The organism is Acinetobacter sp. ANC_7553, assembly GCF_056779895.1.
Genome location: NZ_JBWYIV010000003.1, coordinates 112,633 through 138,968 on the forward strand (window position 1 = coordinate 112,633; position 26,336 = coordinate 138,968).

At 38.4% G+C, this 26,336-nt stretch carries 21 protein-coding genes and 1 tRNA gene; 13 read left to right on the forward strand and 9 right to left on the reverse strand.

Annotated elements, in window-relative coordinates:
- Positions 1-17 precede the first annotated feature (17 nt).
- Positions 18-788: an SDR family oxidoreductase gene (locus AC1M9I_RS03660; RefSeq protein WP_481594169.1), complete on the forward strand. Its 771-nt coding sequence runs from the start codon at positions 18-20 to the stop codon at positions 786-788.
- Between the two features lie 36 nt (positions 789-824).
- On the opposite strand, the gene AC1M9I_RS03665 is transcribed toward AC1M9I_RS03660, so the two are convergent.
- Positions 825-2,147, reverse strand: coding sequence for a condensation domain-containing protein (locus tag AC1M9I_RS03665; protein WP_481594168.1), 1,323 nt, complete (start codon positions 2,145-2,147; stop codon positions 825-827).
- A gap of 232 nt (positions 2,148-2,379) precedes the next feature.
- On the opposite strand from AC1M9I_RS03665, the gene AC1M9I_RS03670 reads away from it, so the two are divergent.
- Genes AC1M9I_RS03670 through AC1M9I_RS03690 form a run of 5 tightly spaced genes read left to right on the forward strand, consistent with a single transcriptional unit; the run spans position 2,380 to position 7,019 of the window.
- Positions 2,380-3,189 carry a siderophore-interacting protein gene (locus AC1M9I_RS03670; RefSeq protein ID WP_481594167.1) on the forward strand — a complete coding sequence of 270 codons (810 nt, stop codon included), beginning with the start codon at positions 2,380-2,382 and terminating at the stop codon, positions 3,187-3,189.
- Between the two features lie 37 nt (positions 3,190-3,226).
- Complete coding sequence (locus AC1M9I_RS03675; protein WP_092765986.1) at positions 3,227-4,177, forward strand: ABC transporter substrate-binding protein; 951 nt, start codon at positions 3,227-3,229, stop codon at positions 4,175-4,177.
- Position 4,178: 1 nt separating this feature from the next.
- Positions 4,179-5,216, forward strand: a complete 1,038-nt coding sequence (locus AC1M9I_RS03680) for a FecCD family ABC transporter permease (RefSeq protein ID WP_092765985.1) — start codon at positions 4,179-4,181, stop codon at positions 5,214-5,216.
- Position 5,217: 1 nt separating this feature from the next.
- On the forward strand, positions 5,218-6,234 hold the full coding sequence (locus tag AC1M9I_RS03685; RefSeq protein WP_481610711.1) for a FecCD family ABC transporter permease: 1,017 nt from the start codon (positions 5,218-5,220) through the stop codon (positions 6,232-6,234).
- A complete protein-coding gene (locus AC1M9I_RS03690) occupies positions 6,231-7,019 on the forward strand; it encodes an ABC transporter ATP-binding protein (protein ID WP_481610712.1) in 789 nt (262 codons plus the stop codon). The genes AC1M9I_RS03685 and AC1M9I_RS03690 overlap by 4 nt, the downstream gene beginning before the upstream one ends.
- A gap of 69 nt (positions 7,020-7,088) precedes the next feature.
- Here AC1M9I_RS03690 and AC1M9I_RS03695 read toward each other — a convergent pair.
- Together AC1M9I_RS03695 and AC1M9I_RS03700 are read right to left on the reverse strand one after the other, a co-directional pair.
- Positions 7,089-7,178, reverse strand: a tRNA-Ser gene (locus tag AC1M9I_RS03695).
- Positions 7,179-7,275: 97 nt separating this feature from the next.
- Positions 7,276-9,309 (reverse strand): oxidoreductase, encoded by a 2,034-nt coding sequence (locus AC1M9I_RS03700; protein ID WP_481588517.1) that lies wholly within the window; start codon positions 9,307-9,309, stop codon positions 7,276-7,278.
- Between the two features lie 428 nt (positions 9,310-9,737).
- Between AC1M9I_RS03700 and argG the strand changes: the two genes are divergently transcribed.
- The 6 genes from argG (at position 9,738) to AC1M9I_RS03730 (ending at position 16,981) form a co-directional block, all read left to right on the forward strand.
- Positions 9,738-11,078: an argininosuccinate synthase gene (gene argG / locus AC1M9I_RS03705; protein ID WP_481596779.1), complete on the forward strand. Its 1,341-nt coding sequence runs from the start codon at positions 9,738-9,740 to the stop codon at positions 11,076-11,078.
- 227 nt (positions 11,079-11,305) lie between these two features.
- Positions 11,306-12,340 (forward strand): dihydroorotase, encoded by a 1,035-nt coding sequence (gene pyrC / locus AC1M9I_RS03710; RefSeq protein WP_092766254.1) that lies wholly within the window; start codon positions 11,306-11,308, stop codon positions 12,338-12,340.
- Positions 12,325-12,981 carry a ribonuclease T gene (gene rnt, locus AC1M9I_RS03715; RefSeq protein ID WP_035266446.1) on the forward strand — a complete coding sequence of 219 codons (657 nt, stop codon included), beginning with the start codon at positions 12,325-12,327 and terminating at the stop codon, positions 12,979-12,981. The genes pyrC and rnt overlap by 16 nt, the downstream gene beginning before the upstream one ends.
- A 215-nt stretch (positions 12,982-13,196) precedes the next feature.
- Positions 13,197-15,704 (forward strand): TonB-dependent receptor plug domain-containing protein, encoded by a 2,508-nt coding sequence (locus AC1M9I_RS03720; protein ID WP_481610713.1) that lies wholly within the window; start codon positions 13,197-13,199, stop codon positions 15,702-15,704.
- A 152-nt stretch (positions 15,705-15,856) separates the two neighbouring features.
- Positions 15,857-16,798: a hypothetical protein gene (locus tag AC1M9I_RS03725; RefSeq protein ID WP_481610714.1), complete on the forward strand. Its 942-nt coding sequence runs from the start codon at positions 15,857-15,859 to the stop codon at positions 16,796-16,798.
- 33 nt (positions 16,799-16,831) lie between these two features.
- Positions 16,832-16,981 (forward strand): hypothetical protein, encoded by a 150-nt coding sequence (locus AC1M9I_RS03730; protein ID WP_171076764.1) that lies wholly within the window; start codon positions 16,832-16,834, stop codon positions 16,979-16,981.
- An 83-nt stretch (positions 16,982-17,064) separates the two neighbouring features.
- Here the strand turns inward: AC1M9I_RS03730 and serC are convergent, their stop codons facing one another.
- The 6 genes from serC to AC1M9I_RS03760 all read right to left on the reverse strand — a co-directional run bounded on the left by serC (position 17,065) and on the right by AC1M9I_RS03760 (position 25,703).
- The gene (gene serC / locus AC1M9I_RS03735; RefSeq protein WP_481610715.1) at positions 17,065-18,147 is read right to left on the reverse strand and encodes a 3-phosphoserine/phosphohydroxythreonine transaminase; all 1,083 of its coding nucleotides are present in this window, start codon (positions 18,145-18,147) and stop codon (positions 17,065-17,067) included.
- Positions 18,148-18,780: 633 nt separating this feature from the next.
- Positions 18,781-21,783 carry a DNA gyrase subunit A gene (gyrA, locus tag AC1M9I_RS03740; protein ID WP_481610716.1) on the reverse strand — a complete coding sequence of 1,001 codons (3,003 nt, stop codon included), beginning with the start codon at positions 21,781-21,783 and terminating at the stop codon, positions 18,781-18,783.
- A 317-nt stretch (positions 21,784-22,100) separates the two neighbouring features.
- Positions 22,101-22,760: a hypothetical protein gene (locus AC1M9I_RS03745; protein ID WP_481610717.1), complete on the reverse strand. Its 660-nt coding sequence runs from the start codon at positions 22,758-22,760 to the stop codon at positions 22,101-22,103.
- Positions 22,761-22,938: 178 nt separating this feature from the next.
- Positions 22,939-23,871 (reverse strand): FAD-binding protein, encoded by a 933-nt coding sequence (locus AC1M9I_RS03750; RefSeq protein ID WP_481588522.1) that lies wholly within the window; start codon positions 23,869-23,871, stop codon positions 22,939-22,941.
- Positions 23,872-23,889: 18 nt separating this feature from the next.
- Complete coding sequence (locus tag AC1M9I_RS03755) at positions 23,890-24,642, reverse strand: electron transfer flavoprotein subunit beta/FixA family protein (protein WP_035266425.1); 753 nt, start codon at positions 24,640-24,642, stop codon at positions 23,890-23,892.
- A 452-nt stretch (positions 24,643-25,094) separates the two neighbouring features.
- Positions 25,095-25,703, reverse strand: coding sequence for a LysE family translocator (locus AC1M9I_RS03760; RefSeq protein WP_179998480.1), 609 nt, complete (start codon positions 25,701-25,703; stop codon positions 25,095-25,097).
- A 111-nt stretch (positions 25,704-25,814) separates the two neighbouring features.
- Between AC1M9I_RS03760 and AC1M9I_RS03765 the strand changes: the two genes are divergently transcribed.
- Positions 25,815-26,309, forward strand: a complete 495-nt coding sequence (locus AC1M9I_RS03765) for an Lrp/AsnC family transcriptional regulator (protein ID WP_092765973.1) — start codon at positions 25,815-25,817, stop codon at positions 26,307-26,309.
- The last annotated feature ends 27 nt before the right edge of the window (positions 26,310-26,336 follow it).

Sequence of the window (26,336 nt, forward strand, 5' to 3'; positions counted from 1 at the left end):
AATTAAAGGATACTTAAATGGGTTTATATATCGTGACGGGTGCAGCCAGAGGAATTGGTGCTGAAATTTGTCGTCAACTATTGCAGAAGGATCATCAAGTCATCGCAATTGATCGGATTGATGCCATCAATCAATGGGAACTTTTTAAATTAATTCCTGAAGCATCACTCAACCATCTAGACCACATCAGCTGTGACATTCGTAAGACCAATGAGATTATTCAGCACATTGAAAATTCTATACTTTTTAAAGGCACGATCACGGGGTTAGTGAATGCTGTGGGGGTCTTAGAAATGGGATCTTTATTAAATACATCTGTTGAACAATGGCATGAAAATTTGTCGATAAATTTCATTGGCCCTGCCGAACTTAGTCGTTGGGTCGCTCACCAAATGATTCCTCACAGAGAAGGTGCGATTGTGAGCATCAGTTCAAATGCAGCCCTCATTCCAAGAATGAATATGGGTCTGTATGCAACGACCAAAGCTACAGTGAGTCACTATTTTAAAAATCTCGCGTTGGAACTCGCGCCTCACAATATTCGCTGTAACTTAGTTTTACCTGGCTCAACCCTTACACAAATGCAAAAACAACTATGGACTGAGGATCGCCCTCCAGCAGGCATTGTCAACGGAAATCTAGAACAATTCCGAAATGGTATTCCATTACAAAAGATTGCTGAGGCTGAAGATATTGCCAATGCAGTGATATTCTTACTTTCAGATCAAGCACGCCAAATCACAATGCACGAATTGGTGGTTGATGGTGGAGCAACTTTAGGCGTGTAACAGCCCTATTGCCCATTCAAAGGATAAACTGCCAGACTATTCTGGCAGTGGTTTGTGAATTTGAAGTTGTTCAAAAACAAGTTCTGGTTGAGCTAACCAAGTTTTCATCATCTCCATAAAATCATACCAATAAGCTTTGAGACTCGGCACATCATAAAGTTCTTTATGTCCGTCAACAGCGAGATACAATCGTTCAATACCATCAACAAACTTATTGGTAATCGCGGTATCAAAGTCTTCAATTGGGCCAGCGGATATGGTTGTTTTTGTTAACTTACACCCTTCGAAATGTTCAGGTAAAGGATAAGGAATCCAATTCACAATAGGTCCAAATAAGATATTTTCATAGGGATCAAAATCTTCTAATACAAATCGCATTTGCTCAAAATAGCTTTGCTGATGCGGTCGAATTTCGGCAAACCTTCTCGTTAATAATAAAATGATTTCTTTTAAGTTTTCCTGTCCAGTAATGCCCAACCTTAATGGCAGGATATTCATGACTAAGCACGGAATACGTATAGATGAAGTTCCCAACCGAGACATAAAAGGTACCCCAAAGCATTGTTGAGGATCTTTAGACTGTTTCATTAAATAACTCATCATCACCGCCATAACGATAAGAGCACTGGGCAATTTTAATTCAGTTGCTAATGCATTTAATTGTAGCTGTGTAGGCCAATCAATTACCTCTTCATAACGTGGCCCTTGTGAAAATGGTTCTTTTAATTTTCGTTTAAGTCGTTTCTTAGGGGCTTTCTCATACGAAAAATTAGCCTTCCAAAAGTCCAAATCTTTTTTAGCTTTTTCAGAGTGAAGGTAGTGCTGTTCTTCTACAATAAACTTTTCATAATGATCGAACCCTTTAATTTTTAATTCAGTACCATTTTTGAGAGATTGATAATAATCAATAAATCGGCTAATCATCAGTCCGTAAGCGTAGCCATCTAATGCAACGTGATGCGCTTTAAAAAATAATCCATACTTTTGCTCACCTAAGTGTGCAAACACATAGTCATATAAATGACCCGATTCTAAATTAAATGCTGGTTCTACTTTTTTTTCAGCCCACGCTAAAATTTCCTCCTCATCAAGCTGAGATAAATCAACGAAGCTAGGTTTCCGTATCGTCACATCATCTACTCGATAGACGTGTTCGCCCTGAACTAAAGCTCGCCAATGAAGCGATTTAGCTTCCTTTAATGTGAGATAAACTGCTTTTTGAAAAAGCTCTCGATCTAATGGTCCCTCAATCACCAACCACTCCGCCGTATGAAAAGGATAACTGCCATGATAATGATGTCCTTTCCACATACTGTGTTGTGCACGAGTTAATAGACCATGGGATTCATTGATTTGCATAAGACAACCGTATATATTTAATTTTCATTATAAAATCAAAGCTTTACAAAATATCCTAACCTTCATATTTTGTGATTACACTTTGGCACAAAAAGATTATTAAATATAATGATTATCATTTGCAAATTTAATTTGTTTGATTTAGATTAATAACCATTCAAATCTGTCGACTGACGCACGTATTACTGTATCGACGATCTTCACTCCATTGATAAGTACAGAAGATTAAATAATGACGACACAATCTCCTCCTCTAGCTCGACATATTTCTGTCCATTCAACAGAACAAATTTCCACTCATTTACAGCGTATTAGGTTTAAAAGTGAAGATTTCACAGGTTATGCAAAATGTGATGGTGGTGCGCACATCAAATTGTTTTTTCCGAACCCTGATCAACAAGCACCTGACCTCCCGTTTCGAAATTCTTTAGGCAAAATTACGTGGCCAAATGGAAAGAAACCAATTACTCGGACATATACTGTTCGAGATTTCGATGAAGAACTGCAACTTTTAGTCATCGATTTTGTAAGACATGAAGATTTTGGTATAGCGGCTGATTGGGCGAAGCATGCGAGTCCAGGGGACTTATTAGGTCTAGCTGGTCCAGGAGGACCAGCACGTTTTAAAATCGATGCAGAATATTGGATTTTTGTTGGAGATCTTTCAGCAATCCCGATGATCGCTGCCTCTCTTGAACAATTACCAAAAGACGCCCATGGTGAAGTTTGGATCGAGATTGAAGATGATTCAGACCAAATACATCTGAATAAACCTGAACACATTAAGCTTCATTGGTGCAACAGCACTCATGAATTGAATAATAACATCCGTCATTCTTTGCAAAACTTAGACTGGAAAAATAAAGATATTTCAGTATCACTGGCGGGTGAAAATTCAACGGTGGTTGAACTTCGTAAAATACTGAGACAAAACTTCCAGTTACCCAAGAGCAATTTATATGCTGTGCCTTATTGGAAGCAAGGTCACAACGAAGAGGCTTATCATGAGGAACGCCATCAAGTGATGGATGCCATTGAATAAGTGAATAGAATTATTTTAATGAAATATGTAGAAAGATATGAAATATAAAATTGCAATTATGTTGAGTGCTGTCACTCTCTTCACAGCATGCTCTCAGTCGAATGAACCTTCTTCACGAGACAGTAAAGCGACGGTTGAATCTCAAATAAATACGACACGACAAATTGAAGATGCTTTAGGTCGTCAAGTTACGATTCCTGTTCAGCCACAACGTGTTGTGGTTTTAAGTGAGCTTGATTTGGATAGTGCTATTGCACTTGGAATAAAACCTATAGGCAGTAGTTATGTTCGAGGTCAAAGTAATTTTCCAGATTACCTCAAAAATGAAACACAACAGATCGCCTCCGTCGGTAACTTTGGACAACCGAGCATGGAACAAATTCTCACGTTACAACCTGACTTAATTATTGCTGGAAGCATGATTGATACACAAATGATTAATCAATTGCAGCAGATTGCACCCACTGCAGTCAGTTTTGCACGCGGAGAGCCATGGAAAGACAGTTTCAAAAAGGTAGCTCATTTATTAAACAAAGAACAACAAGCCCAAAAAGCTCTAGAAGCGTACGATCAATATGCGCAAGAAGCTCAACAGAAATTACATGTTCAACAAGGTCAATCAGTCAGTGTCATTCGTTGGACAGCCAATGGACCTGTTTATATGTTAAATGATTCATTTGCGAGCCAAATTTTAAAAGATATTGGCTTAACACGACCTCAACATCAGCAACAACCAGGTGCAAGCCATACGCCTCCAATCAGTCGAGAGCGTTTTGATCAAATTGATGCAGACTGGCTCATCATTGGCAGTCATCTAAACTCGGAAAAGCAACTGGCAGAACTAGAAAAATTACCAGAATTCCAACGTCTTAATGCTGCAAAAAACAAGCATTATTTCGTGGTTGATGCATCTATGTGGACTGGCATAGGTGGACCACATGCTGCTCGACATGCCATTGATGATGTATTGAAGCATCTCCATAATTAACATGCTGACGAATGCTACAACTGTACTTGACCGATTCCCGCTGATGGGAATCGTGCTTAGCTTGATTATTTTATGTTGCGCTGTTTTGTCGATCGCGTACGGCGCTGGTCAGCCCTACTTTACAGACAGTTTGCAACTTATTCTTCAGGCATTAAGTCAATGGTCCTTAGAACCAATCACTCCCCTATTGGAAATTAGAATTCCACGTACTATTGCGGCGGTGAGTGTCGGATTAGCTTTAGCGATCTCAGGCGTCATCCTTCAAAACTTGCTTAAAAACCCTTTGGCTGATAGTGGATTAATCGGAATTAATAGTGGTGCATCTCTTGCCATTGTTTTGGCCATCGTTCTTCAAATGGATACCTTAGGACTATTTTTTTGGGCGCTGATTGGAGCTTTAGTGAGTGCATTATTGGTCTTTGCAATCACCCCTCGTCAAATGACAGATCATAGCTCACTTACACGTTTAGTCTTGGCTGGACTGGCAATCACCAGTACATTCCAAGGTTTTATGGCTGCCATTCTTCTTAGTTTCCAAAATGGTTTAGACGACTATCGTTTTTGGGTTTTGGGTTCGCTCAATCGCGTTGATATTCAATATCTCGGTCTTGCACTAATTTTAATGGCGATCGGACTCATCATCGCTATATTGGTGATACGCCCCCTGGGTCTTAGCTTAGTTGGTGATCAACTGGCGAATAGCTTAGGCTTAAATACGAAACTACTTGATGCATTCTGCATTTTAGCTGTGGTTTTATTAACTGGAAGTGCCGTTGCATTAACAGGACCAATTGCCTTTTTAGGCTTGATTGCACCTTACTTTGCACGAGCTATTGGTGCTCATAGTATTCAGAAACAACTCATCTATAGCGGACTATTTGGCATGTTGTTGTTGCTGATCGCGGATATCATTGCACGTGCAGTCGTGCAACCTTTCGAAGCCCCTGTCAGTATTCTTTTAGCCTTATTAGGTGCGCCTATTTTAATATGGATGGTGCGTCAAAATAACCTACAAAATATTATTCAAGCGGAGAAATAATATGTTTTCTCTGTTGAGTCGTTTAAAACAAAAATCAGTAATAAAGGCTTGGATAATCATTGCGATTCTACTGATATCACTCAGTTTATTTAGCCTGATGTACGGTGAAATCACATTAAATTTGAATACGCTATGGAATGTATTGACAGGCAATGCGTCAGCTCCACATCAACTTCTCGTTGAAAAGATTAGATTACCACGACTTTTGGCAGCCTTATTGATTGGCGCTGCACTCGCCTTATCTGGTCTCATTCTTCAAATTATCACCAAAAACCCTCTTGCGAGCCCAGATGTTTTTGGTATCAGTGACAGTGCAGTGCTTGCTTTGGCATTCACCATTCTCCTCTCAAGCGCTAGTATGTTAGGTCAATGGTGGCAAGCATTGATGGGCGCGATCTTCTGTGTTTTCTTTATTTTAATTGCTTCAGGCGGCGTGGGAACACAGGGGTATCGTATTTTGGTCATCGGGGTCGGAATTGCAACACTCATGAAAGCCAGTTTTGACCTTATCCTTGCGACACTGCCAGTAATGCACACCAGTAATATTTTAATTTTTAGTAGTGGTAGTTTAATTGGTCGAAGCTACAACATCTTGCTACCAACTTCGATTTTTATCATACTGCTTGTCAGTATTATTGTGCTGTGGCGGCGACTATTTAGTGCAATGGTTCTTCCTGATTCTGTCATTGATAGTCTAGGAGAACCCTTATCTAAAATTAGACTGATGCTCATTATTATTGCTGCCTTTCTCGCTGGGACCGCTGTCAGTATTGCAGGCCCCATTGGATTCGTGGCTATTGCCGCACCAATCATCGCATTTAAATCATTTCCTCATCATTTATTTCCGATTTTTCCAACCATGTGTATTGGTGCATTAATGGTTTTATGTGCCGATTTACTTGGAAAAAATTTGCTTGCCCCTGTCGAAATTCCCGCAGGCATTATTAGCGGCATGGTTGGTGGTCCACTGTTGTTGTGGTTGTTATATCGTCATTCTAGAAGTATGAGTCGTACATGAGTTTAATCATCAATCAATTAAGTGCTGGATATAATCATCATCAAGTTTTGAAGGGTATCAATGCTGAATTTCAGCAGGGTCAAGTCATCGTCCTCATGGGTCCAAATGGCTGTGGAAAATCGACCTTGTTAAAATGTATTGCTCAAATTCATCCATATGATCAAGGCGAAGTCATTTGGGAAAAAAATCAACTGAATATACTCAGTAAAAAGTTGCTCGCTAAACAACTTGCATTACTTCCACAGCATGTAACTGCACCCAACGGCATGACAGTTGAGCAGTTAGTACGCTTCGGTCGTTTTCCACATCAAGGTTGGTTTAAACGACTGAACATCGAAGACCAAAAAGCGATTGATGACGCCTTGTCTGCGACCCATTTAAGCGAATTAAAAAATCAAAATTTAAGCAATCTATCAGGAGGTCAACGTCAACGTGCATGGATCGCAATGGTCCTCGCACAACAGACCCCTTTAATTCTTTTAGATGAACCAATCAGTATGCTCGATATCGGTCATCAAGCCGATATTTTAAATTTAGTCCGCTCTCTAGCCTCACAAGGTAAAACCATAGTGATGGTTCTACATGAATTAGCCACTGCTGCACGCTGTGCCGATTTTCTAGTTGCCATGAAAGATGGTCAAATCATTGCACAAGGAAAATCAGAAGATGTTTTAACAAAGCAATTAGTTCATCAACTCTATAACTTAGATGCTGAAGTCAGACTGGTTGAAGATGATCAACACAAAAAAAGGTTACTGGTCATCCCAAATAAGTTTGGTGATTAAACACTCGAATAAAAAGCTTGAATATATAGAATAAAAAAAGCCCTGACAAATGTCAGGGCTTTTTGAATTTGGCGGAAGCGGTGAGATTCGAACTCACGGAGGACTCACACCCTCGTCGGTTTTCAAGACCGGTGCATTAAACCGCTCTGCCACGCTTCCATGTGCGCCATAATACGAAGCTTTTCATATCATGACAAGTAAAAATTACAATCAAACCATTCAAGTGAATATAGTTTCACCAAATGATTCAAATTTATTAAATTTTGGCTGCAATTTCAGCACCTTCACGAATCGCACGCTTAGCATCAAGCTCAGCAGCAAGCTTTGCACCACCAATAATGTGATATTTCGCTAAAGTTGTTTCAGTCTCTGATGGCATAATCTCTTTAACAGATTCTTGCCCTGCACAAACAACGATAGTATCGACTCGTAATAATTGATCATGTCCACCAACTTCGATCCACAGACCTTCATCACTCACTGATTTGTATTGAACGCCACGCAACATTTTCACATGATGTTTTTTTAATTGGGCGCGGTGAACCCAACCAGAGGTTTTACCTAATCCTATACCCAAAGGCGTTGTCTTACGTTGCAATAAATATATTTCGCGAACTGGACGATCCACTTCAGCAGGTTGTAAACCACCTTCAGAAACATACTGAATATCAGGATCAACTCCCCACTCACGTTTCCATTCTGCCAAAGGTTGTGGCTGTGGCTGATGTTCAGGTTTTAATAAAAACTCTGACACATCAAATCCGATACCACCAGCACCAATTACTGCTACCTTTTGACCCACAGGCGCACCTCTTAATACTTCTGCATAAGATAAAACTTGTGGTGCATCACTTCCTTCGATCTTCAATGCACGTGGAACAACGCCTGTCGCAACAATCACTTCATCAAAGCCTTCACGCTCAAGCTGTTCACGATTAACTTTAGTATTTAAACGAAGTTCAACCCCAGTGCGCTCAATTTGGACTTTAAAATAGCGAATGGTTTCATGAAACTCTTCTTTCCCAGGAACAACTTTCGCTAAGTTGAATTGTCCCCCTACATCATTAGTGGCTTCAAATAAAGTAACTAGATGACCACGACTGGCAGCAACGGTCGCTGCCGACATTCCAGCTACACCACCACCCACAACAGCTACTTTTTTTGGCTTCTTGGTTTTTAAATAAACCAGTTCAGTTTCATAGGCTGCACGTGGATTCACTAAACATGTGGCACGTTTATTTTTGAAAGTATGATCCAAACAAGCCTGATTACACGCAATACACGTATTAATTTCATCGACACGATTAGTCGCAGTTTTATTCACCCAGAAAGCATCTGCCAATAATGGTCGAGCCATTTGAATCATGTCGGCTTTACCTTCAGCCAAAATAGCTTCGGCAGTTTCAGGCATATTGATTCGGTTGGATGCAATCACAGGCACAGACACATGTTTTTTCACCTCAGCGGTATAATCTACAAATGCCGCACGTGGAACAGAGGTTACAATTGTTGGCACACGAGCTTCATGCCAACCAATACCTGTATTCAATAATGTGATACCCGCTTCTTCTAGCGCTTTAGCCACCGTGATCACTTCATTCATTGTATTACCGTCATGAACTAAATCGAGCATAGATAAACGGAAACAAATGATAAATTTTTCGCCAACTTTCGCGCGAATTGCCTTAACAATTTCAACTGCAAAGCGCATACGGTTTTCTATTTCCCCGCCCCATTGGTCTGTACGCTGATTGACATGACGACTCATAAATTGGTTCAGCAAATAGCCTTCTGATCCCATGATTTCAACACCATCATAGCCAGCTTTTTTCGCGATACTTGCTGTAGCCGCATAATCTTGAATCGTATCCAGAATTTGTTTTTCAGACATCTGACGTGGTTTAAATGGTGAGATCGGCGATTTTATTGGGCTTGCAGAAACCACAAATGGTTGATAACCATAACGCCCTGAATGCAAAATTTGCATTAAAATTTTTGCACCATGTTTATGAACTGCATGTGTCACTAATCGGTGTGGGGCAACATCACCTAAGGTATTCATTGTGCCACCAGCTGGAAGCAGCCAGCCCTGACGGTTAGGGGAAATACCACCTGTAATGATGAGACCTACGCCCCCTTTAGCACGCTCACCAAAATATGCTGCTAATTTAGGATAGTTATAAAAACGATCTTCTAGACCGGTATGCATCGATCCCATCACGACACGATTTTTTAGGGTAGTGAAACCAAGATCAAGAGGTTTTAATATATTTGCATAGCGAGTTGTCATGGCAATTCCTTATTTTATGGGCTTTGCAACTTGTTGCATAAAACTATACTTCTTTTTTCATAACTGTTTATGGCAATTTTTTGTCTTTTTCTATAATAAATTACCAACTATGAAATTAGATATTAATATTCAATCACTTACAAAAAATATTTTTCACTAAGTTCGCTTTGAAAAATTGCAATAAAATAAATTGATGCATAAAAATCTTCATAAATGCGCTGTATTATTTTCAAGAAGAAATCATGAATTAGATTAAGCACTACCTATTACTTCTAAGTTTCGACGAAATATTGCTACTTATTCTAATATTTTTGCACCACGTATCTTTTTTTAAAAAAAATTACCAATGAAAAGTGCTACAATTGAAGAAATATATTTTTCAGGTTACCAATTTTCTAGGTGCCTATATTCTATCGTTAGGATGAACAATGTCTGATAATGCAACTATCTTACAGAATGTACCTGTAGGCAAAAAAGTTGGTATTGCCTTCTCTGGTGGTCTTGATACTTCTGCAGCTCTATTGTGGATGAAACAAAAAGGTGCTGAACCTTATGCGTATACAGCAAACTTAGGTCAGCCAGATGAAGATGATTACGATGCTATTCCAAAGAAAGCTGAAGCTTATGGCGCTTTTAAAGCACGCTTAGTGGATTGCCGTTTACAACTTGCATTAGAAGGTATTGCAGCAATTCAATGTGGCGCATTCCATATCTCTACAGGTGGTGTACCTTACTTCAATACAACGCCACTTGGTCGTGCAGTCACAGGTACAATGCTTGTTACCGCGATGAAAGAAGATGACGTCAACATTTGGGGTGACGGATCTACTTATAAAGGTAACGACATTGAGCGTTTCTACCGTTATGGTCTATTAACGAACCCAGCACTTAAAATTTACAAACCTTGGTTAGATCAAACATTTATCGATGAACTTGGTGGCCGTGCAGAAATGTCACAGTTCCTCATCGACAACGGTTTTGACTATAAAATGTCAAAAGAAAAAGCATACTCAACAGACTCAAACATGCTTGGTGCAACTCACGAAGCGAAAGATCTTGAGTATCTTGATGCTGGTATCAAAATCGTTGAACCGATTATGGGTGTTGCATTCTGGAAAGAAGACGTTGAAATCGCACCTGAAGAAGTTTCAATCACATTTGAAGAAGGCTTCCCTGTTGCTCTTAACGGTCAACGTATCGAAGATCCAGTTGAGTTAATTCTTGAAGCAAACCGTATCGGTGGTCGTCATGGTCTAGGTATGTCTGACCAAATCGAAAACCGTATCATTGAAGCGAAATCTCGCGGTATTTATGAAGCTCCAGGTATGGCGCTTCTGCATATTGCTTACGAACGTCTTGTGACTGGTATTCATAACGAAGATACCATTGAACAGTACCGAATCAACGGTTTACGTTTAGGTCGTTTACTTTACCAAGGTCGTTGGTTCGACTCTCAAGCGCTTATGCTTCGTGAAACTGCGCAACGTTGGGTTGCTAAAGCAATCACAGGTACTGTGACTTTAGAACTTCGTCGTGGTAATGACTATACGATCATGAACACTGAATCTGAAAACCTTACCTATGAAGCTGAACGCTTAACCATGGAAAAAGGTGATTCTGTATTTACTCCAATGGATCGTATTGGTCAATTAACCATGCGTAACCTAGACATTACAGATACTCGCGCTAAGTTAGGAATCTATACTGGTGCAGGTTTACTTGCTGTAGGTACAGGTTCTGCTGTTCCACAACTTAAAGACAAAAACTAAGATTTAGTTTAGTCCTAAAAAAACCGCGCTTTGAGCGCGGTTTTTTATTTGGACATGAAAATCTATCGTTGTTCCCTAGATGAATAATGACTCATTCATCCAACGTATGCTTCATTTTTATATTAATCAGCACAAATAGATGTAAAACCCCTTTTATCGGCTTTTGTCGTTATCAATTTCAAGCAATATCGATTATCATCTATGTTATTTTTTCAGTAAGACTTGCCTTGAATACGATCACTTTAATCCAGCCAGATGATTGGCACGCTCATTTAAGAGATGGTTTAGCACTTCAACGTACTGTTCCTGATTTGGCGAAGCAATTTCATCGCGCAATCTGTATGCCAAATACAGTTCCACCTGTAAAAACTGTGGAAGAGGCACATGCCTATCGTGAAAGAATCATGGCGCATGTTCCTGAAAATGTAAAATTCGATCCTCGTATGGTGCTTTACTTTACGGATCATACTTCTCCTGAAGAAGTACAAAAAATTAAAAAATCTCCATATGTAAATGCAATTAAGCTTTACCCTGCTGGAGCAACCACGAATTCTGATAATGGCGTTAGTGATATACGTAAAGTGTATAGCGTCATTGAGCAACTTGAAGAACATCAGGTTCCTCTCTTACTCCACGGCGAAGTAACACATCATCATGTTGATATTTTCGATCGTGAAAAACGTTTCTTAGATGAAGTTTTAGCACCGCTGCTTAAACAATTTCCAAAATTGAAATTAGTTTTAGAACATATCACCACAAGCGAAGCTGCACATTTTGTACTTGAGCAAGATCGCAACGTGGCAGCGACGATTACACCACAACATTTGTTATTCAATCGCAATGACATGTTGGTTGGTGGTGTTAAACCGCATTTCTATTGTTTGCCAATTTTAAAACGCCAGACACATCAGCAAACTTTGTTAGAAGTCGCAACAAGTGGCAACCCTAAATTTTTCTTAGGTACTGACAGCGCTCCGCATTCTAAAAATGCGAAAGAAAATGCATGTGGCTGCGCTGGGTGTTATAGCGCTCCAACTGCAATTGAATTGTATGCTCAAGCATTCGATCAAGTCGGTAAAATTGAACGTCTTGAAGGTTTCGCTTCATTCTTTGGTGCGGATTTCTATGGTTTACCTCGTAATACTGAAACCATTACATTGATCAAAGAAGATCAAGTGATTCCTGAAAGCCTTGAATATTTAGATGGCGAACAGATCATTCCTCTTTATGCAGGTAAAACAATTCAATGGAGAAAAGTGTGACCACTGAAACATTACCTGTCATCGGTCAACGCTTCCGCGGGTTCCTACCCGTGGTTGTTGACGTGGAAACAGCTGGTTTTAATGCAGATACTGATGCATTGCTCGAAATAGCATGTATTCCAATCATTTACGACGAGTCTGGAAAGTTTGTACCTGGTCAAGCGCATCATGCACACATCAATCCATTTGAAGGTGCAAATTTAGATCGTCGCTCACTCGACTTCATTGGCATTGATCCTTTTAATCCAATGCGTGTAGCGATGGCAGAAGATGAAAAGTCTGCACTTAAACGTATGTTCAAAGCAATTAATGAGGTACGCAAACAACAACAATGCACACATGCTGTGCTAGTTGGACACAATGCTCATTTTGATCTTGGTTTTTTAAAAGCGGCAATTGCACGTACTGGAACTAAGAATCAAAATCCATTTCATAGTTTCTCGGTTTTTGATACGGTGACTTTGAGTGCTGTGATGTTCGGACAAACTGTTTTGGCTAAATCATGTATTCAAGCTGGCATCGAGTTTGATGGTAAAGAAGCCCACTCTGCGTTGTATGACACACAGAAAACAGCTGAATTATTCTGCTATATTTTAAATAAATTAGCGCCCCATTTACTTGAAACACTCGTTTCAGAGTAAAAATCTTTAAATACCCCAATATTTTAGAAATCTTGATCATCCTGTGGATTGATCTTAATTGAAAAGTATTGGGGCTTTTTGTTCCAATTTTTAACTATCGCTTTTTTATATTATGTTAATCGGAATATAGTATTGATAATTATTCTCATTAATATTGTGAAATAAGTATTATTAAATGATAATCGCTATCGTTTTTATTCTCTCAATGTTAAATCATGTCATTTGTACGCTCAAAATTAAATTTAGCCATTCTTACGATTCTCTCAACTACAGTTTGTGCAAATGAAACAGAAATAAATTCAACAGCTAATGATGATTCAATCAAACTCAATACAATTGTAACGAATGCAGCTGAGCAACAAGAAGTTGGGAAAACCCTTTATACGAAGGATGACTTAGACAAGAAACCCAATAGTTCTAAGAACATTACTGATTTTTTAAAAGTAAATCCTAATGTGCAATTTGGTAATAATTTTAAAAGTGGCTTACAACAAGGTGAACTTAGCCCAGCCGAAATTAGCATCAATGGCGGTTTACCCTATGAAAATAAATTTCTAATCAATGGGATGAGCATCAACAATAATATTAACCCTGTGGGTGCAACAACATCGAACTCAAATAATGAACTACTCGGCTCTAGTCAAGCTGTTGCAGTCAATGCAGACCTGATTTGTAATATTAAACTGCTTGATAGCAATGTGAGCGCTGAATATGGTGAATTTACTGGCGGTGTAGTGAGTGCAGAAACCTGCGCACCAAAAACTGAGGTAGGCAAAATTCACGGTAATATTACCTATGATTATACATCTGATTCTTGGTCTAAAATCAACTTTCCTGATCCAGAAAGCCAACTGGAATTTGAAACCTCCAAGAGTGAAAAAAATCAACCTTTCTTTACTAAACAAGGAATCAGCGCAACACTGTATGGTAATCTCACAGACCAATTAGGTTTCAATGCTTTTGGCTCTTTTCGACATTCGTTAATTCCATTAAAAACGAATTTTATTGAGCCAGCAGAATTAGACCAAACACGTGCTGCGAGCAATTATGGTGTCGAACTCTTCTATACACCTTCAGATAAAACCTCATTAAAAATAGGAACTCAGCTATTTGAAAATAAAGGTGATTACTTCAATGCTACATTTTTAAACTCAGAAAACACGCAAATATCTGATAGTCAAAGTATTTATATCAATTTAAAAAATAAATTAAATACTGTTCGGTTAGAACAACAACTTAATTATCAAACACAAAAAAGCTCGCGAAAGGCAGAGCAGGATGCGTATGTGTGGGCTCGATCTTCAACAAAGAATTGGAATCCGAATTTAAGTACGCAATCATATGGAAACTATGGTGCATTATCACAAGAAGAAAAAAAACTCGAATACTCAATCAAAGCCCTATTTGAACCAATAAACTTTGCGAACTCATCACACCAATTCAAAGTGGGTGCAGGTTATGGTCATTATGAAGCGTATTGGGAAAGACCTGAAGTTTCTAATAATTATTACACAACTACTATCGCTTCCAAAAATATTGAAAACTTAAACTGTTACGCTTCTGATGGTCGTCGTTATGATGCTTGTGACGAAGGCAATTCAATTGACGGGCAATATTTAACGCAACGATTTAAATATGATGCAGGACAAATCAATGTACGCCAAGATCGTTGGCATGCATATCTCGAAGATTCAATTTATGTTAATCCATTTATTCAATCTAGTTTAGGCTTAAGAGCTGATTATGATTCACTGACTCAAAATACAAATATTGCACCTCGTAGTTCATTTGTTTTGAAGCCATTTGGCAATGATCAATTATTTATCACGGCTGGTTGGAATCGCTATTATGGTTTAAACGCATTCGCCAACGAATTACAAGATCAACGAGGTCGATTACAGACAAAATTTAAGAGAAATAGTCTTTCTGAAGATTGGGAACTCGACCCGACGTTTATGCCATCCTTCAAATCAAGGTCAGAGCTGGATACGCCGTTTTCAGATGAATCTGTATTTGCTTTTAACACCAATATTTGGAACATCAATACTGGTTTAAAATATGTTCAGCGAGAGAACAAAGAGCAATTACGCCAGCAGCAAGGTAATAAATCTTATAACAACTCAGGAAAATCTGAAGCTGAAATATTAACTTTCTCTTTAAAAAATATTAAACCACTTGTATTTAAAAATTCTGTGCATTATTTAAGCCTAAATGCCGATATGACAGATACAAATCGTAATTTTGATAGCTATGAAAGCAACTACTACACAGGTACATCACAAATTTATTATGATGGCAAACTGATTAATGCTGAAGATAAACCCACTGATAATTTCAATACACCATGGACAGTTAGACTAGATTGGAATATTGGTTTTAATAATATTCCTTTAAATATTAATCATTATCTTAGCTATCGTGCAGGGACACCAGGTATGAAAAAAACCCTGAGTACCAGTAAAACTGAATTTGTCTATGAACTCGATGGTATGAAATATGACACTTACACTGCATATAAAACGAAAAATGCTTTGAATTGGGATATGCGTACTACCTCCACAATACCGAGTTCAAAGAATACGCAAACTATTTTTGGTTTAACCATTAATAATGTACTTAACCGTAAAAATGAGTATTTTTCTTCCAATACATCCTCAGTGACACCAACACCAAGTCCTGAAATCGGTCGTCAATTCATTGCAGATGTTACATTTAAGTTCTAACTCATGATTCCCATAGAGCACTTAGGTGCTCTTTTTCATTTATGCCACGTTAAACTTTTGGATTGCATAAAGAAAAAACAATTCAAGACTTGAAAAATATCAATTATCCTCGATATTACATAAAGTAATTCACTCAATCTTAGAATGAGCATATGAACAATCAAAACAAACCTGAAATTATTACGATAGAAGATCAAAGCTTTGGTAGCCATGTAGAACATTGGGCGCTGTTAACTGATGATCCGACTGTTCAGGTTCCAAAATGGTTGAGTGAAGCACTAAATGCACCTGTCATGCCGATGGGGATTTGTGCTGAAGAACAAGATATGGATCCGAATGTTTGGCTAATTCAAGGACCTAAACAACAACCTATCCAATTGGTTCAAGTCATTGCTGTAGAACACAATAAACCTAAAGCAGTCAAAACAGCCTTCCCTACTTTTGATAGTCCTTATACATTGAACGCGACGATTGAACGTATCATTACATGTAAGTCCAACACGCAAGCAGTGTTACAATTAAAAGTTAGTGATAATAGTGTGGTTTATGCTTTTGATAGCTTATACAGCGTGAACCAAATTCAATACCAAAAAAATCAATCTTATAAAGTCCAATTAAATGCGTGGGCTTATGAGCTAGAAAAAGTTGCTGATCAAGAACAAATTGTTGTGGATGATCCAGCTTCAATTAAACACCATCGTGCTTTAAATGAAATTTTGAGTGAACACAATGGTGTAGCGCCAGATAATTTACAGCAGCTGATCGATGCTTGGGAACCTAAATCAGATGCCGATAAAGAACCTGTAACGGTCGATTTTTCGAAAATGGTGGCTTACTTATACGGTGAAACCATGGGTCAGGAAGATGAGGCCTGGTTCCAAGGAAAAGTGGTTGGCAAGACCCAAATGCAGTTCAATGATCAATTTTATCAACTTTATGATGTAACACTTATTTTAGAAGAAAACCAACCTGCTACACTTATTCGTATCGCGACTAAGGATGAGAATTATAAAAATTTCGAAATTGGTCAATATATTCGTGGAAATATATGGATTCAGGCGAATATTTATGCTAAAAATACATCAAATAAATAGGATTTAACTATAAAGTAATATTTAGGCTCCTAGATGAAAATTATACCGGAACAATCAACAGGCTTAATGGAACAAGCACGCCCTCGTATTCGTGTAGACAAGGGTGCTTACTGTTTCTTTTTCTTAGGTGTTTTCCTAGCTGCTTTTATTTTCCACTTTACCAATCTTATTCCAGCATTTTAATAAAGTAGCATTGATTACTTTCATCTGCGTTTTAGTGCATAAAAAAAGCCTGTCATATGACAGGCTTTTTTTACAGACTGATTTTAAGCGTTACGCTTCGCAAAATCATCCATAAATTTCACAAGAGCTTGTACACCTTCAAGTGGCACTGCATTGTAAATACTCGCACGCATACCACCTACTGAACGATGTCCTGCAAGATTTAATAAATTATTTTCCTCTGCTTCTTTCAGGAATTGCTTTTCAAGTTCAGGCTTCGCCAATGTAAATGGCACATTCATAATTGAACGATATTCTTTCGCAATTGGATTTGCATAGAAGTCACTTGAATCAATATAACCATACAATAATTCAGCTTTTTGCTGGTTCACTTGATGAATTGCCTCTACACCACCCTGTTCAAGCAACCATTCAAATACTAAGCCTGATAAATACCAAGCATAAGTAGACGGTGTATTCACCATAGAATCGTTCTTCGCTTGCGCTGAATACTTCAAAATGCTCGGAATTTCTTCTTTTGCTTGGTCTAATAAATCATCGCGAATGATTACCAATGTTAAACCAGCAGGACCGATATTTTTTTGCGCACCCGCGTAAATAAGACCGAATTTTGAAACATCAATTGGTGCCGACAAAATACTAGAAGATAAATCTGCAACCAGTGGTTTATCCGTATTTGGGATATTTTTAAATTGAATACCACCAATCGTTTCGTTATCTGCATAATGAACATAGGCAGCATCAGCAGATAAACTCCATGTACTTTCATCAGAAATTGCAAGATTACCATCTGCATCTTTAATGCCAGCTTCGATCACGTTAATTTCGCCATAACGTTTTGCTTCTTTTAAAGCTTTTTCAGACCAAATGCCAGTATGGATATAATCTGCTTTGTTATTTTTCCCTAATAGATTCAATGGAATCGCAGAGAATTGTAGAGAAGCACCACCCTGTAAGAAAAGCACTTTGTAGTTCTCAGGAATATTCATCAACTTGCGTAAGTCTGCTTCTGCTTTTTCAGCAACAGCGACGTAGTCTGCACTACGATGACTCATTTCCATGATTGATAGGCCCTTACCCTGCCAATCAAGCATCTCAGCTTGAGCTTTTTCTAATACAGCAGTAGGTAATGCAGCAGGACCAGCACAGAAGTTGTACGCGCGCATGATTTTTCCTTTCAGAGTGAAACACAATAAAATGATGGCATTTAACCACAGATAACCATAGCTTGCAGTATATTCAACTTAAATAATTTCAATCTTGTTTTCACACTAAAGCTATTTTTTCAATAAGCTCTACATTTATCAGAGATTTATGTTTACTATATTTTGAGAGACACCGTAGTTAGTAAGTTTAAATCGCTCACTACAACAGCTCTCAATCTGACAAAATTTATTATGACTATTTCGTTGTATTGTCTTTCATTTCATGCGAACAATTAAAACATCTCACCATATCATTCATAGCTGACTCTTTTAAAATGACTGTGTAATAAAAATCCATCTTTTATATCTTGATCTACAATTTCAACAACCATTTCATTATTTTTATCTCGAACTGCATCATAAAGCGCATCAGTATTTACAGCTGAATGTTTTGTTTATGAACAATATTCCTCAGATTCCCCTCTCTCCTTCATTCAGCTGAAATGAAAGGGTTCACTACATGCTGTTATAAACAGTGCTATTACAATCAGCAAGCTATAATTAAATTTGAGTTTCATTTTTAATTAAAATTCTTTTTTAGACTATTGTTAATTAAAAAAGGACGCTTCAGCGTCCTTTTTTAATTCCTACAAATTACTCATCTGTAGATTTTTCATCGCTATCAGTCGTATCAATTTCTTGAGTATCTACTGATTCATTAGATTCAATTGAAGCCTCTTCACCTTCAACTGATTCTATAAAATCATCTTCCTCAACTGATTCTATAAAATCATCTTCCTCAACAGCTTCAATCGCTTCAACACCAACCAATGTCTCGTTTTCACCTAAGCGGATTAAACGTACACCTTGTGCATTACGACCCGTCTGAGCAATTTCAGATGCACGAGTACGTACTAGCGTACCACCATCAGAAATCAGCATGACTTCTTTACTGACATCGATCGCTACGGCACCAACCAGCTCACCATTACGATCAGATGTCTTGATCGCAATGACGCCTTTACCACCACGTTTCTTGGTCGGGAAGTCATCCACTGGCGTACGCTTACCGTAACCATTAGCTGAAGCACATAGCACTTCACCTGTTGCCGGGACAACAACTAATGAAACAATACGGCTTAAGAAATTAGAATCCGTATCTTCATCTTCTGAATCTACATCATTGTCTTCAATTTCTTCCGCTTGAGCCAATCCAATGGTGACACGCATACCACGTACACCTTTCGCAGAACGACCCATTGCACGTACATCAGTTTCTGCAAATCGAATCGCTTTACCTTCATTCGAGAACAACATAATTTGTTGTTCACCGTCAGTAATCGCAACACCAATTAAACGGTCATCTCCAGCTAACTCGATTGCACGTAAACCATTTGAACGTACATTAGAGAACTGCTCAAGTTCAACTCGCTTGATCGTACCGTATTCAGTTGCCATAAAGACATAGAAGTTTTTACGTAAGTTTTCTGCAAGCTCAGCAAATTCAACTACTACTTCATCATCAAGATCTGTAGTTGATAATTCAACTCCTAACTCTTTCAGATGTGTACGCAATTCGTCCGATAGATCGTCACCATCTGCTAGATCAGCAAATGATTTTTCTAATGCATCATAGTGTGCAGCAATGATTTCGTTTTGCTGTAATTGAGCTTGATGAGATTTAACAAACTGACGGAAATCGGCTAGACGTTCTTTAAATTTCTTCGGTGCATCAATCACTGGCAGAATAGCAGTAATTGTCTCATTTTCATCTAATGGCAATAAGTTCACCATAGGACGACCTTTTGCACCACGAGAAGCTTGAGGCACTTCAAAAACTTTTAAGCGATAGACTTTGCCGACATTGGTAAAGCATAAAACTGTTGCATGGTTAGATGTCACAATCAAATGTTGAATGTAATCATCTTCTTTCATAGACGTTGCTGATTTACCACGCCCACCACGACGTTGCGCAGCATAATCAGAAAGTGGCTGTGTTTTCGCATAGCCTGATTGAGAAACGGTTAAAACAACTTGTTCTTCTGGAATTAAATCCTCACGAGAGAAATCTACACGAGATTCTACAATCGCAGTACGACGCTCATCACCGTATTGCTGAAGAATAAGTGAAAGCTCTTCACGAATCACGTTCATCAACAATTCAAAATCATTAAGAATTGCTGTCAACTCTGCAATTTGTGCCAAAATTTCAGAATATTCTGCATGCAGCTTATCTTGTTCTAAACCAGTTAAACGATGCAAACGTAATTCTAAAATTGCACCCACTTGAGTCGGCGAGAGACGATAAATATTGCCAGATAATCCAAACGGTTTATTAGGATCTTCACCCTCAATCTCATGTGGGCGAACAGAAACTGAACCTGCTTTTTCCAATAAAGCAACTACACCACCTGCAGACCATTCCCCTGCTTGCAAACGTTCACGTGCTTCTTGCGGATTCGCAGAGGTTTTAATGGTTTCGATGATGGCATCAATATTTGCTAAAGCAACCGTTAAACCTTCCAAGATATGACCACGTTCACGCGCTTTACGTAATTCGAACATCGTACGACGTGTTACAACTTCTTGACGATGGCGAATGAAAGCAGCAATGATGTCTTTTAAATTCATCAGCTTTGGCTGGCCATTATCCAAGCAAACCATATTAATACTGAATGAATTTTGAAGCTGAGTATTTTGGAATAAATTATTAACAATTACTTCAGCGTTTTCGCCACGCTTTAAGTCAATTGCAATACGCATCCCTTCTTTATCAGATTCGTCGCGTAACTCTGAAATACCTTCGAGCTTCTTCTCTTTCACAAGTTCAGCAATACGTTCAATCGTTTTTGCTTTGTTCACTTGATATGGAATTTCAGTGAATACAATCGTCGTACGACCTGTTTTTTGGTCTTCTTCTAAATGGTACTTACCACGAATAAATAAACGACCTTTACCAGTACGGTAAGCATCAACAATACCCGATTTACCGTAAATGATACCGCCTGTAGGAAAGTCTGGACCCGAAATATGTTCCATCAATCCTTCAATAGTGATATTCGGATTATTGGCATAGGCTAAGCACGCATTGACCACTTCAGTCATATTATGCGGCGCCATATTGGTTGCCATACCTACAGCAATACCCGTGACACCATTAATGAGTAAATTTGGCACACGAGTTGGCATAACTTGTGGGATACGCTCTGAACCGTCGTAGTTATCTTCCCACTCTACTGTATCTTTTTCTAAATCAGCTAACAGTTCATGCGTTAATTTACGCATACGCACTTCGGTATAACGCATCGCTGCTGCACTGTCACCATCAACAGAGCCGAAGTTACCCTGACCATCAACCAACTGATAACGTAAACTGAAATCTTGTGCCATACGAACGATTGTTTCGTATACAGCAGAGTCACCATGAGGATGGTATTTACCTATCACGTCACCGACTACACGTGCAGACTTTTTGTAAGCTTTGTTATAGTCATTGCCTAATTCGTGCATTGCGAAAAGCACACGACGATGAACAGGTTTTAAACCATCTCGTACATCGGGCAATGCACGTGACACAATCACGCTCATCGCATAATCGAGATATGAGCTTTTAAGTTCATCCTCAATGGCAATCGGTCTAATTTCCGATACGCTCATGCATACTCCTTATTCTACAAGCCAATTTTGGCTTGTATTTATATGTCGTAAAACTAGCAAAATCATTAACTCAAACGACTGAGTTAAAACTAAAATACAGCCCTAAATTATAGCATAAACACTTGTATTTTTGTGTCGAAATATTCAGCCTAACCTTGTTAATTATCTTCATTTTAGCGATCATTTTCTTGTTATTTCAAAACCAAAAATTAGCGCATCCAGACAGGATTTTTCAATATCCAAAATTTTGAGAAATACATTAGTACAAAAAAAATGCGCCAATCAACTGGCGCATCTTCATAATTTTTTCTATATTTTTATTGTGCCTGGTTCAGTACTTTACGATAGCTCAGCACAGCCACAATCAATAGAACTGGCAATAACATCTCCACCCCTTCCTCAATGGTCATAATCATGATTTGAGTATGCAGCACCAACTGGATGCCGAATTCATCTTTCAGGGTTGAGGTCGTGCGATCCAGCACTTTGCTTAGTCCGCCACAGGCAATGGTGAGGAAAATAAAAAAATGTGCAATATTCAATGAATCTTTCATGCTTCGTATGGTTTGAACCAATTTTTTCGCCAATACCAGAAAGACAAAGATAATGCCGAGCAATAAAATAAATCCGAGTAGCTTATCCATGAGCGGAATTTCAGCACTACGATAGAAATTAGTTTTGATAAAACTCATTTCAAACACCTGCTTATGAAAATCCATTTCCCGTAATCCCAACAATGTCGCTGCTATAGCCGTAAATACTCGGGTATGGGGTTTGATTTCAACATTAAGCAAACACAGCACTGCCAGCAAGTACCATAACCATGGACTCATGACTTCAAAAGCGCCTGACTCACTAAATAAATACTGAGTCACCTCAGGCGGTGCATTCAAGGCAGTATGAATACAAATACCAAGATAAAGCGCAATCAGCAGAAAACTAATGAACAGGATATGGGCTGCTTTGGAAAAGGGCATGATTAAAAACAGATGAAAAAGCAAACTGGGATTTTATCACTTTTCATACAAATGAAATACTCTAGTTTCGACTGTCGAGCACTTTTAAAATTTTTGCATAAAAAAACGCCCTTACACAAAGCAGTAAAACATTGCTTTCACTGCTTGCACAAGAGCATTTTTAAACTGTGTTCAGGAATTAGATTTTAGAAACCAATTCTGGAACCACTGTATTTAAGTCACCTACTAACCAGTAGTCAGCTACTGCATTAATTGGAGCTTCTTCATCTTTGTTGATCGCAACGATCACCTTAGAATCTTTCATACCTGCCAAGTGCTGAATCGCACCAGAGATACCTACAGCAATATAAAGGTCTGGCGCAACGATTTTACCCGTTTGACCAACTTGCATATCGTTTGGAACGAAACCAGCATCTACTGCTGCACGAGATGCACCTTGAGCTGCACCAAGCTTATCAGCTAATGGATCAAGTACTTTATGGTAGTTCTCACCAGAACCTACACCACGTCCACCAGATACAACAATGCGAGCTGCTGTTAATTCTGGACGTTCTGATTTTACGATTTCTTCAGATACGAACTTAGAAATACCCGCATCACCAGTAGAAGTTGCAGCTTCAACCGCAGCAGATCCACCTTCAGCAGCAACTGCATCAAACGCTGTACCACGAACTGTACCAACAACAACTGATTCACCAGACTCTACAGTTGCAATCGCGTTACCAGCATAGATTGGACGCTTGAAAGTTTTAGGACTATCAACTGCAATAATGTCAGTAATCATACTTACATCAAGAAGTGCTGCAGCACGTGGAAGTACGTTTTTGCCCGTCGTTGTAGACGCCGCAAGAATGTGTGAATAACCTGTACCAATTGAAGCAACAAGCTTCGCTACATTTTCAGCCAATTGGTTTGCATATGCAGCATCGTCAGCTAAAAGAACTTTGCTTACACCAGCAACTTTAGCAGCTTCATCAGCAACTGCTTGAGCGCCTGAACCAGCAACTAATACAGTGATATCACCACCGATTTTTTGAGCCGCAGCTACAACGTTTAAAGTTGCACCGTTAAGTGCTTTGTTGTCGTGCTCAGCGATTACTAAAATACTCATGATTTTTATCCTTCTGTATTAGATCACTTTCGCTTCATTTTTTAGTTTTTCAACAAGCTCATCAACAGACTTCACTTGAACACCAGCTTTACGTTCAGCAGGCGCTTCAACTTTAACAGTCTTAAGCTTAGTTGCAGGATTAACACCAAAATCTGCAGGAGATTTAGTATCAAGCGGTTTCTTACGTGCTTTCATGATGTTTGGTAGAGCAGCATAACGTGGCTCATTCAAACGTAAGTCAGTCGTAATGATCGCTGGAAGTGCTAGTTCAACAGTTTGTAAACCACCGTCGATTTCACGAGTCACTTGCACTTTATCGCCTTCAACTTTAACTTCTGAAGCAAATGTACCTTGACCAGCACCAAGTAATGCACCAAGCATCTGACCAACTTGGTTAGAGTCGTCATCAATTGCTTGTTTACCAAGAAGGATAAGTTGTGGCTGTTCAGCGTCTACAACGCCTTTAAGAATCTTCGCAACTTCTAAAGCACCAAGTTGGCTATCATCAGCTTCAACTAGGATACCGCGGTCTGCACCAAGCGCCATTGCAGAACGGATTTGTTCTTGCGCTTCTTTAGGACCAATAGAAACAACAACGATTTCTGAAACAGTTCCTTTTTCTTTTAAGCGAACCGCTTCTTCCACTGCGATTTCACAGAATGGGTTAATTGACATTTTAACGTTAGTAAGGTCAACCCCACTATTGTCCGGCTTTACGCGAACTTTAACGTTGGCATCAACCACACGTTTTACAGCAACAAGAGCCTTCATGTAATCCTCGGCTGTTTTAACAGAAGTAAATATTCAGAAAAGTTATAATAACTCTTCATTTAAAATTTTTAGGTGTCCTATCTTGCAATGTGTTTGGCATTTCGGTCAAGTCACAATTCACAAAACTGCTGTAAAAAAGCGTAATTTTCGTTGAACGGAGCGTTCACAAAATTATTTTGTTAATAAATTTGTCAGCTTTTCAATATTTTTTGTAAAAAATTAAACTTTGATTTTTAATATTTTTTTAATTTATTAACTACATCAGTTGAATTGATGCTGTAGACTCTTATTTTACGTTGAAAAGCGTTGGCGTGAGTCACCAAATTTGAGGTAAAAAATGTCATAACAGACAGCAAAAATTACAATAACAGCTATTCTTTTTGAGTATAATTTAACCAAAGTTAATTCTATTTGAATAGAAAGCGCAAACATTAGTTTGCGCTTTTTTAATGTTAATTCACAATGAGCCATGTTGCTGCCAATGAAAGCATCACTCCCGAACCACCATCAATCCATTTTTGACGTTTTTCATTTATCCCTGTTTTCTGTGTCAAAAATGCAAATACAAAACTCAATGATGAATAAATAATTAAGCATAATCCAATGAAGATTAGGGATAAGACAATCCCCTGTCCCATAATCGAAGAGGTATGCTGGTTAATAAATTGAGGCAAAATCGCAAAATAAATAAGCATACCTTTAGGATTAAGTAGGGATGTTATAAAACCGCGTCGAATCGGACTATTGACCTGACTTTGTTTAATTTCAATATTTTTGTGATTAAGCGCAGATCGAATCAAATTAAATGCCAAATAAAGCAAATAACAGATTCCTAACCATTTGATCGTTTCAAAAATAATAGGGAAAGAAATAATGATAGCCGCAATACCCACAACGACTAAAAAAGAATGGACGAAATAACCCAAACACACCCCTAAAGTCGCCATAACGCCTGCTTTCGCATTTTTACCCATTACCTGTGACAGAATAAATAACATATCTGGACCAGGCGTAAAAATAAGAGGGATAACTGTCAAAGCAAATAACCAATAGGTAGACATTTTCTTTCTTCCATCATTAATGAAAATGAAAAAAAGTATCTTCGAATTTACATAAAATAGGATTTCAAATATTCTATTTATTCTTTAATTTTTAGAATTTAATTCTAATATATGAAAATAATATCTAAATCAATTTCAGTTAAATTAGATCGTATCGATAAAAGTATCATTCATGAACTTCAAACCAACGGTCGAATTCAAAATAATGATTTAGCCAAAGAGATTGGCTTATCACCATCCTCTTGTTTAAGACGCGTAAAAATTCTCGAAGATGCTGGAGTCATCCAGCAATACACAACCATTGTTGATCCTCAAAAAATCGGATTACAACTTATTCTATTTTCGCGTATTTGGTTGGTGGGACAAGACGCTGAAACCATCGATACTTTTATTGAAGCGATGAAAGAACTCCCTCAAGTCATGGAGTGCTATATTATTTTGGGCGAATGTGATGCGATGTTAAAAGTTGTCGTACCTGATTTGGAGAACTATCGTAAATTTCAGTCAGAACACTTAACCAAAAAAAATGGGATTACCAGTGTGAAAACGGATTTACCCAGTCAAATCATTAAACAAAGCTATCAACTGCCCCTGCAATCAATTTAATACCATAAAGCAATCGATCCGACTGAC

Excerpts from the sequence above, each read along its gene's own strand:
- AC1M9I_RS03755 (WP_035266425.1), bottom strand. The coding sequence starts at position 24,642 with ATGAAGGCTCTTGTTGCTGTAAAACGTGTGGTTGATGCCAACGTTAAA.
- AC1M9I_RS03670 (WP_481594167.1), top strand. The coding sequence starts at position 2,380 with ATGACGACACAATCTCCTCCTCTAGCTCGACATATTTCTGTCCATTCA.
- AC1M9I_RS03700 (WP_481588517.1), bottom strand. The coding sequence starts at position 9,309 with ATGACAACTCGCTATGCAAATATATTAAAACCTCTTGATCTTGGTTTC.
- AC1M9I_RS03690 (WP_481610712.1), top strand. The coding sequence starts at position 6,231 with ATGAGTTTAATCATCAATCAATTAAGTGCTGGATATAATCATCATCAA.
- AC1M9I_RS03660 (WP_481594169.1), top strand. The coding sequence starts at position 18 with ATGGGTTTATATATCGTGACGGGTGCAGCCAGAGGAATTGGTGCTGAA.
- AC1M9I_RS03675 (WP_092765986.1), top strand. The coding sequence starts at position 3,227 with ATGAAATATAAAATTGCAATTATGTTGAGTGCTGTCACTCTCTTCACA.
- AC1M9I_RS03725 (WP_481610714.1), top strand. The coding sequence starts at position 15,857 with ATGAACAATCAAAACAAACCTGAAATTATTACGATAGAAGATCAAAGC.
- gyrA (WP_481610716.1), bottom strand. The coding sequence starts at position 21,783 with ATGAGCGTATCGGAAATTAGACCGATTGCCATTGAGGATGAACTTAAA.
- serC (WP_481610715.1), bottom strand. The coding sequence starts at position 18,147 with ATGCGCGCGTACAACTTCTGTGCTGGTCCTGCTGCATTACCTACTGCT.
- AC1M9I_RS03685 (WP_481610711.1), top strand. The coding sequence starts at position 5,218 with ATGTTTTCTCTGTTGAGTCGTTTAAAACAAAAATCAGTAATAAAGGCT.
- AC1M9I_RS03765 (WP_092765973.1), top strand. The coding sequence starts at position 25,815 with ATGAAAATAATATCTAAATCAATTTCAGTTAAATTAGATCGTATCGAT.
- AC1M9I_RS03680 (WP_092765985.1), top strand. The coding sequence starts at position 4,179 with ATGCTGACGAATGCTACAACTGTACTTGACCGATTCCCGCTGATGGGA.
- argG (WP_481596779.1), top strand. The coding sequence starts at position 9,738 with ATGTCTGATAATGCAACTATCTTACAGAATGTACCTGTAGGCAAAAAA.
- rnt (WP_035266446.1), top strand. The coding sequence starts at position 12,325 with ATGGAGAAAAGTGTGACCACTGAAACATTACCTGTCATCGGTCAACGC.
- AC1M9I_RS03730 (WP_171076764.1), top strand. The coding sequence starts at position 16,832 with ATGAAAATTATACCGGAACAATCAACAGGCTTAATGGAACAAGCACGC.
- AC1M9I_RS03720 (WP_481610713.1), top strand. The coding sequence starts at position 13,197 with ATGTCATTTGTACGCTCAAAATTAAATTTAGCCATTCTTACGATTCTC.
- AC1M9I_RS03750 (WP_481588522.1), bottom strand. The coding sequence starts at position 23,871 with ATGAGTATTTTAGTAATCGCTGAGCACGACAACAAAGCACTTAACGGT.
- AC1M9I_RS03760 (WP_179998480.1), bottom strand. The coding sequence starts at position 25,703 with ATGTCTACCTATTGGTTATTTGCTTTGACAGTTATCCCTCTTATTTTT.
- AC1M9I_RS03745 (WP_481610717.1), bottom strand. The coding sequence starts at position 22,760 with ATGCCCTTTTCCAAAGCAGCCCATATCCTGTTCATTAGTTTTCTGCTG.
- AC1M9I_RS03665 (WP_481594168.1), bottom strand. The coding sequence starts at position 2,147 with ATGCAAATCAATGAATCCCATGGTCTATTAACTCGTGCACAACACAGT.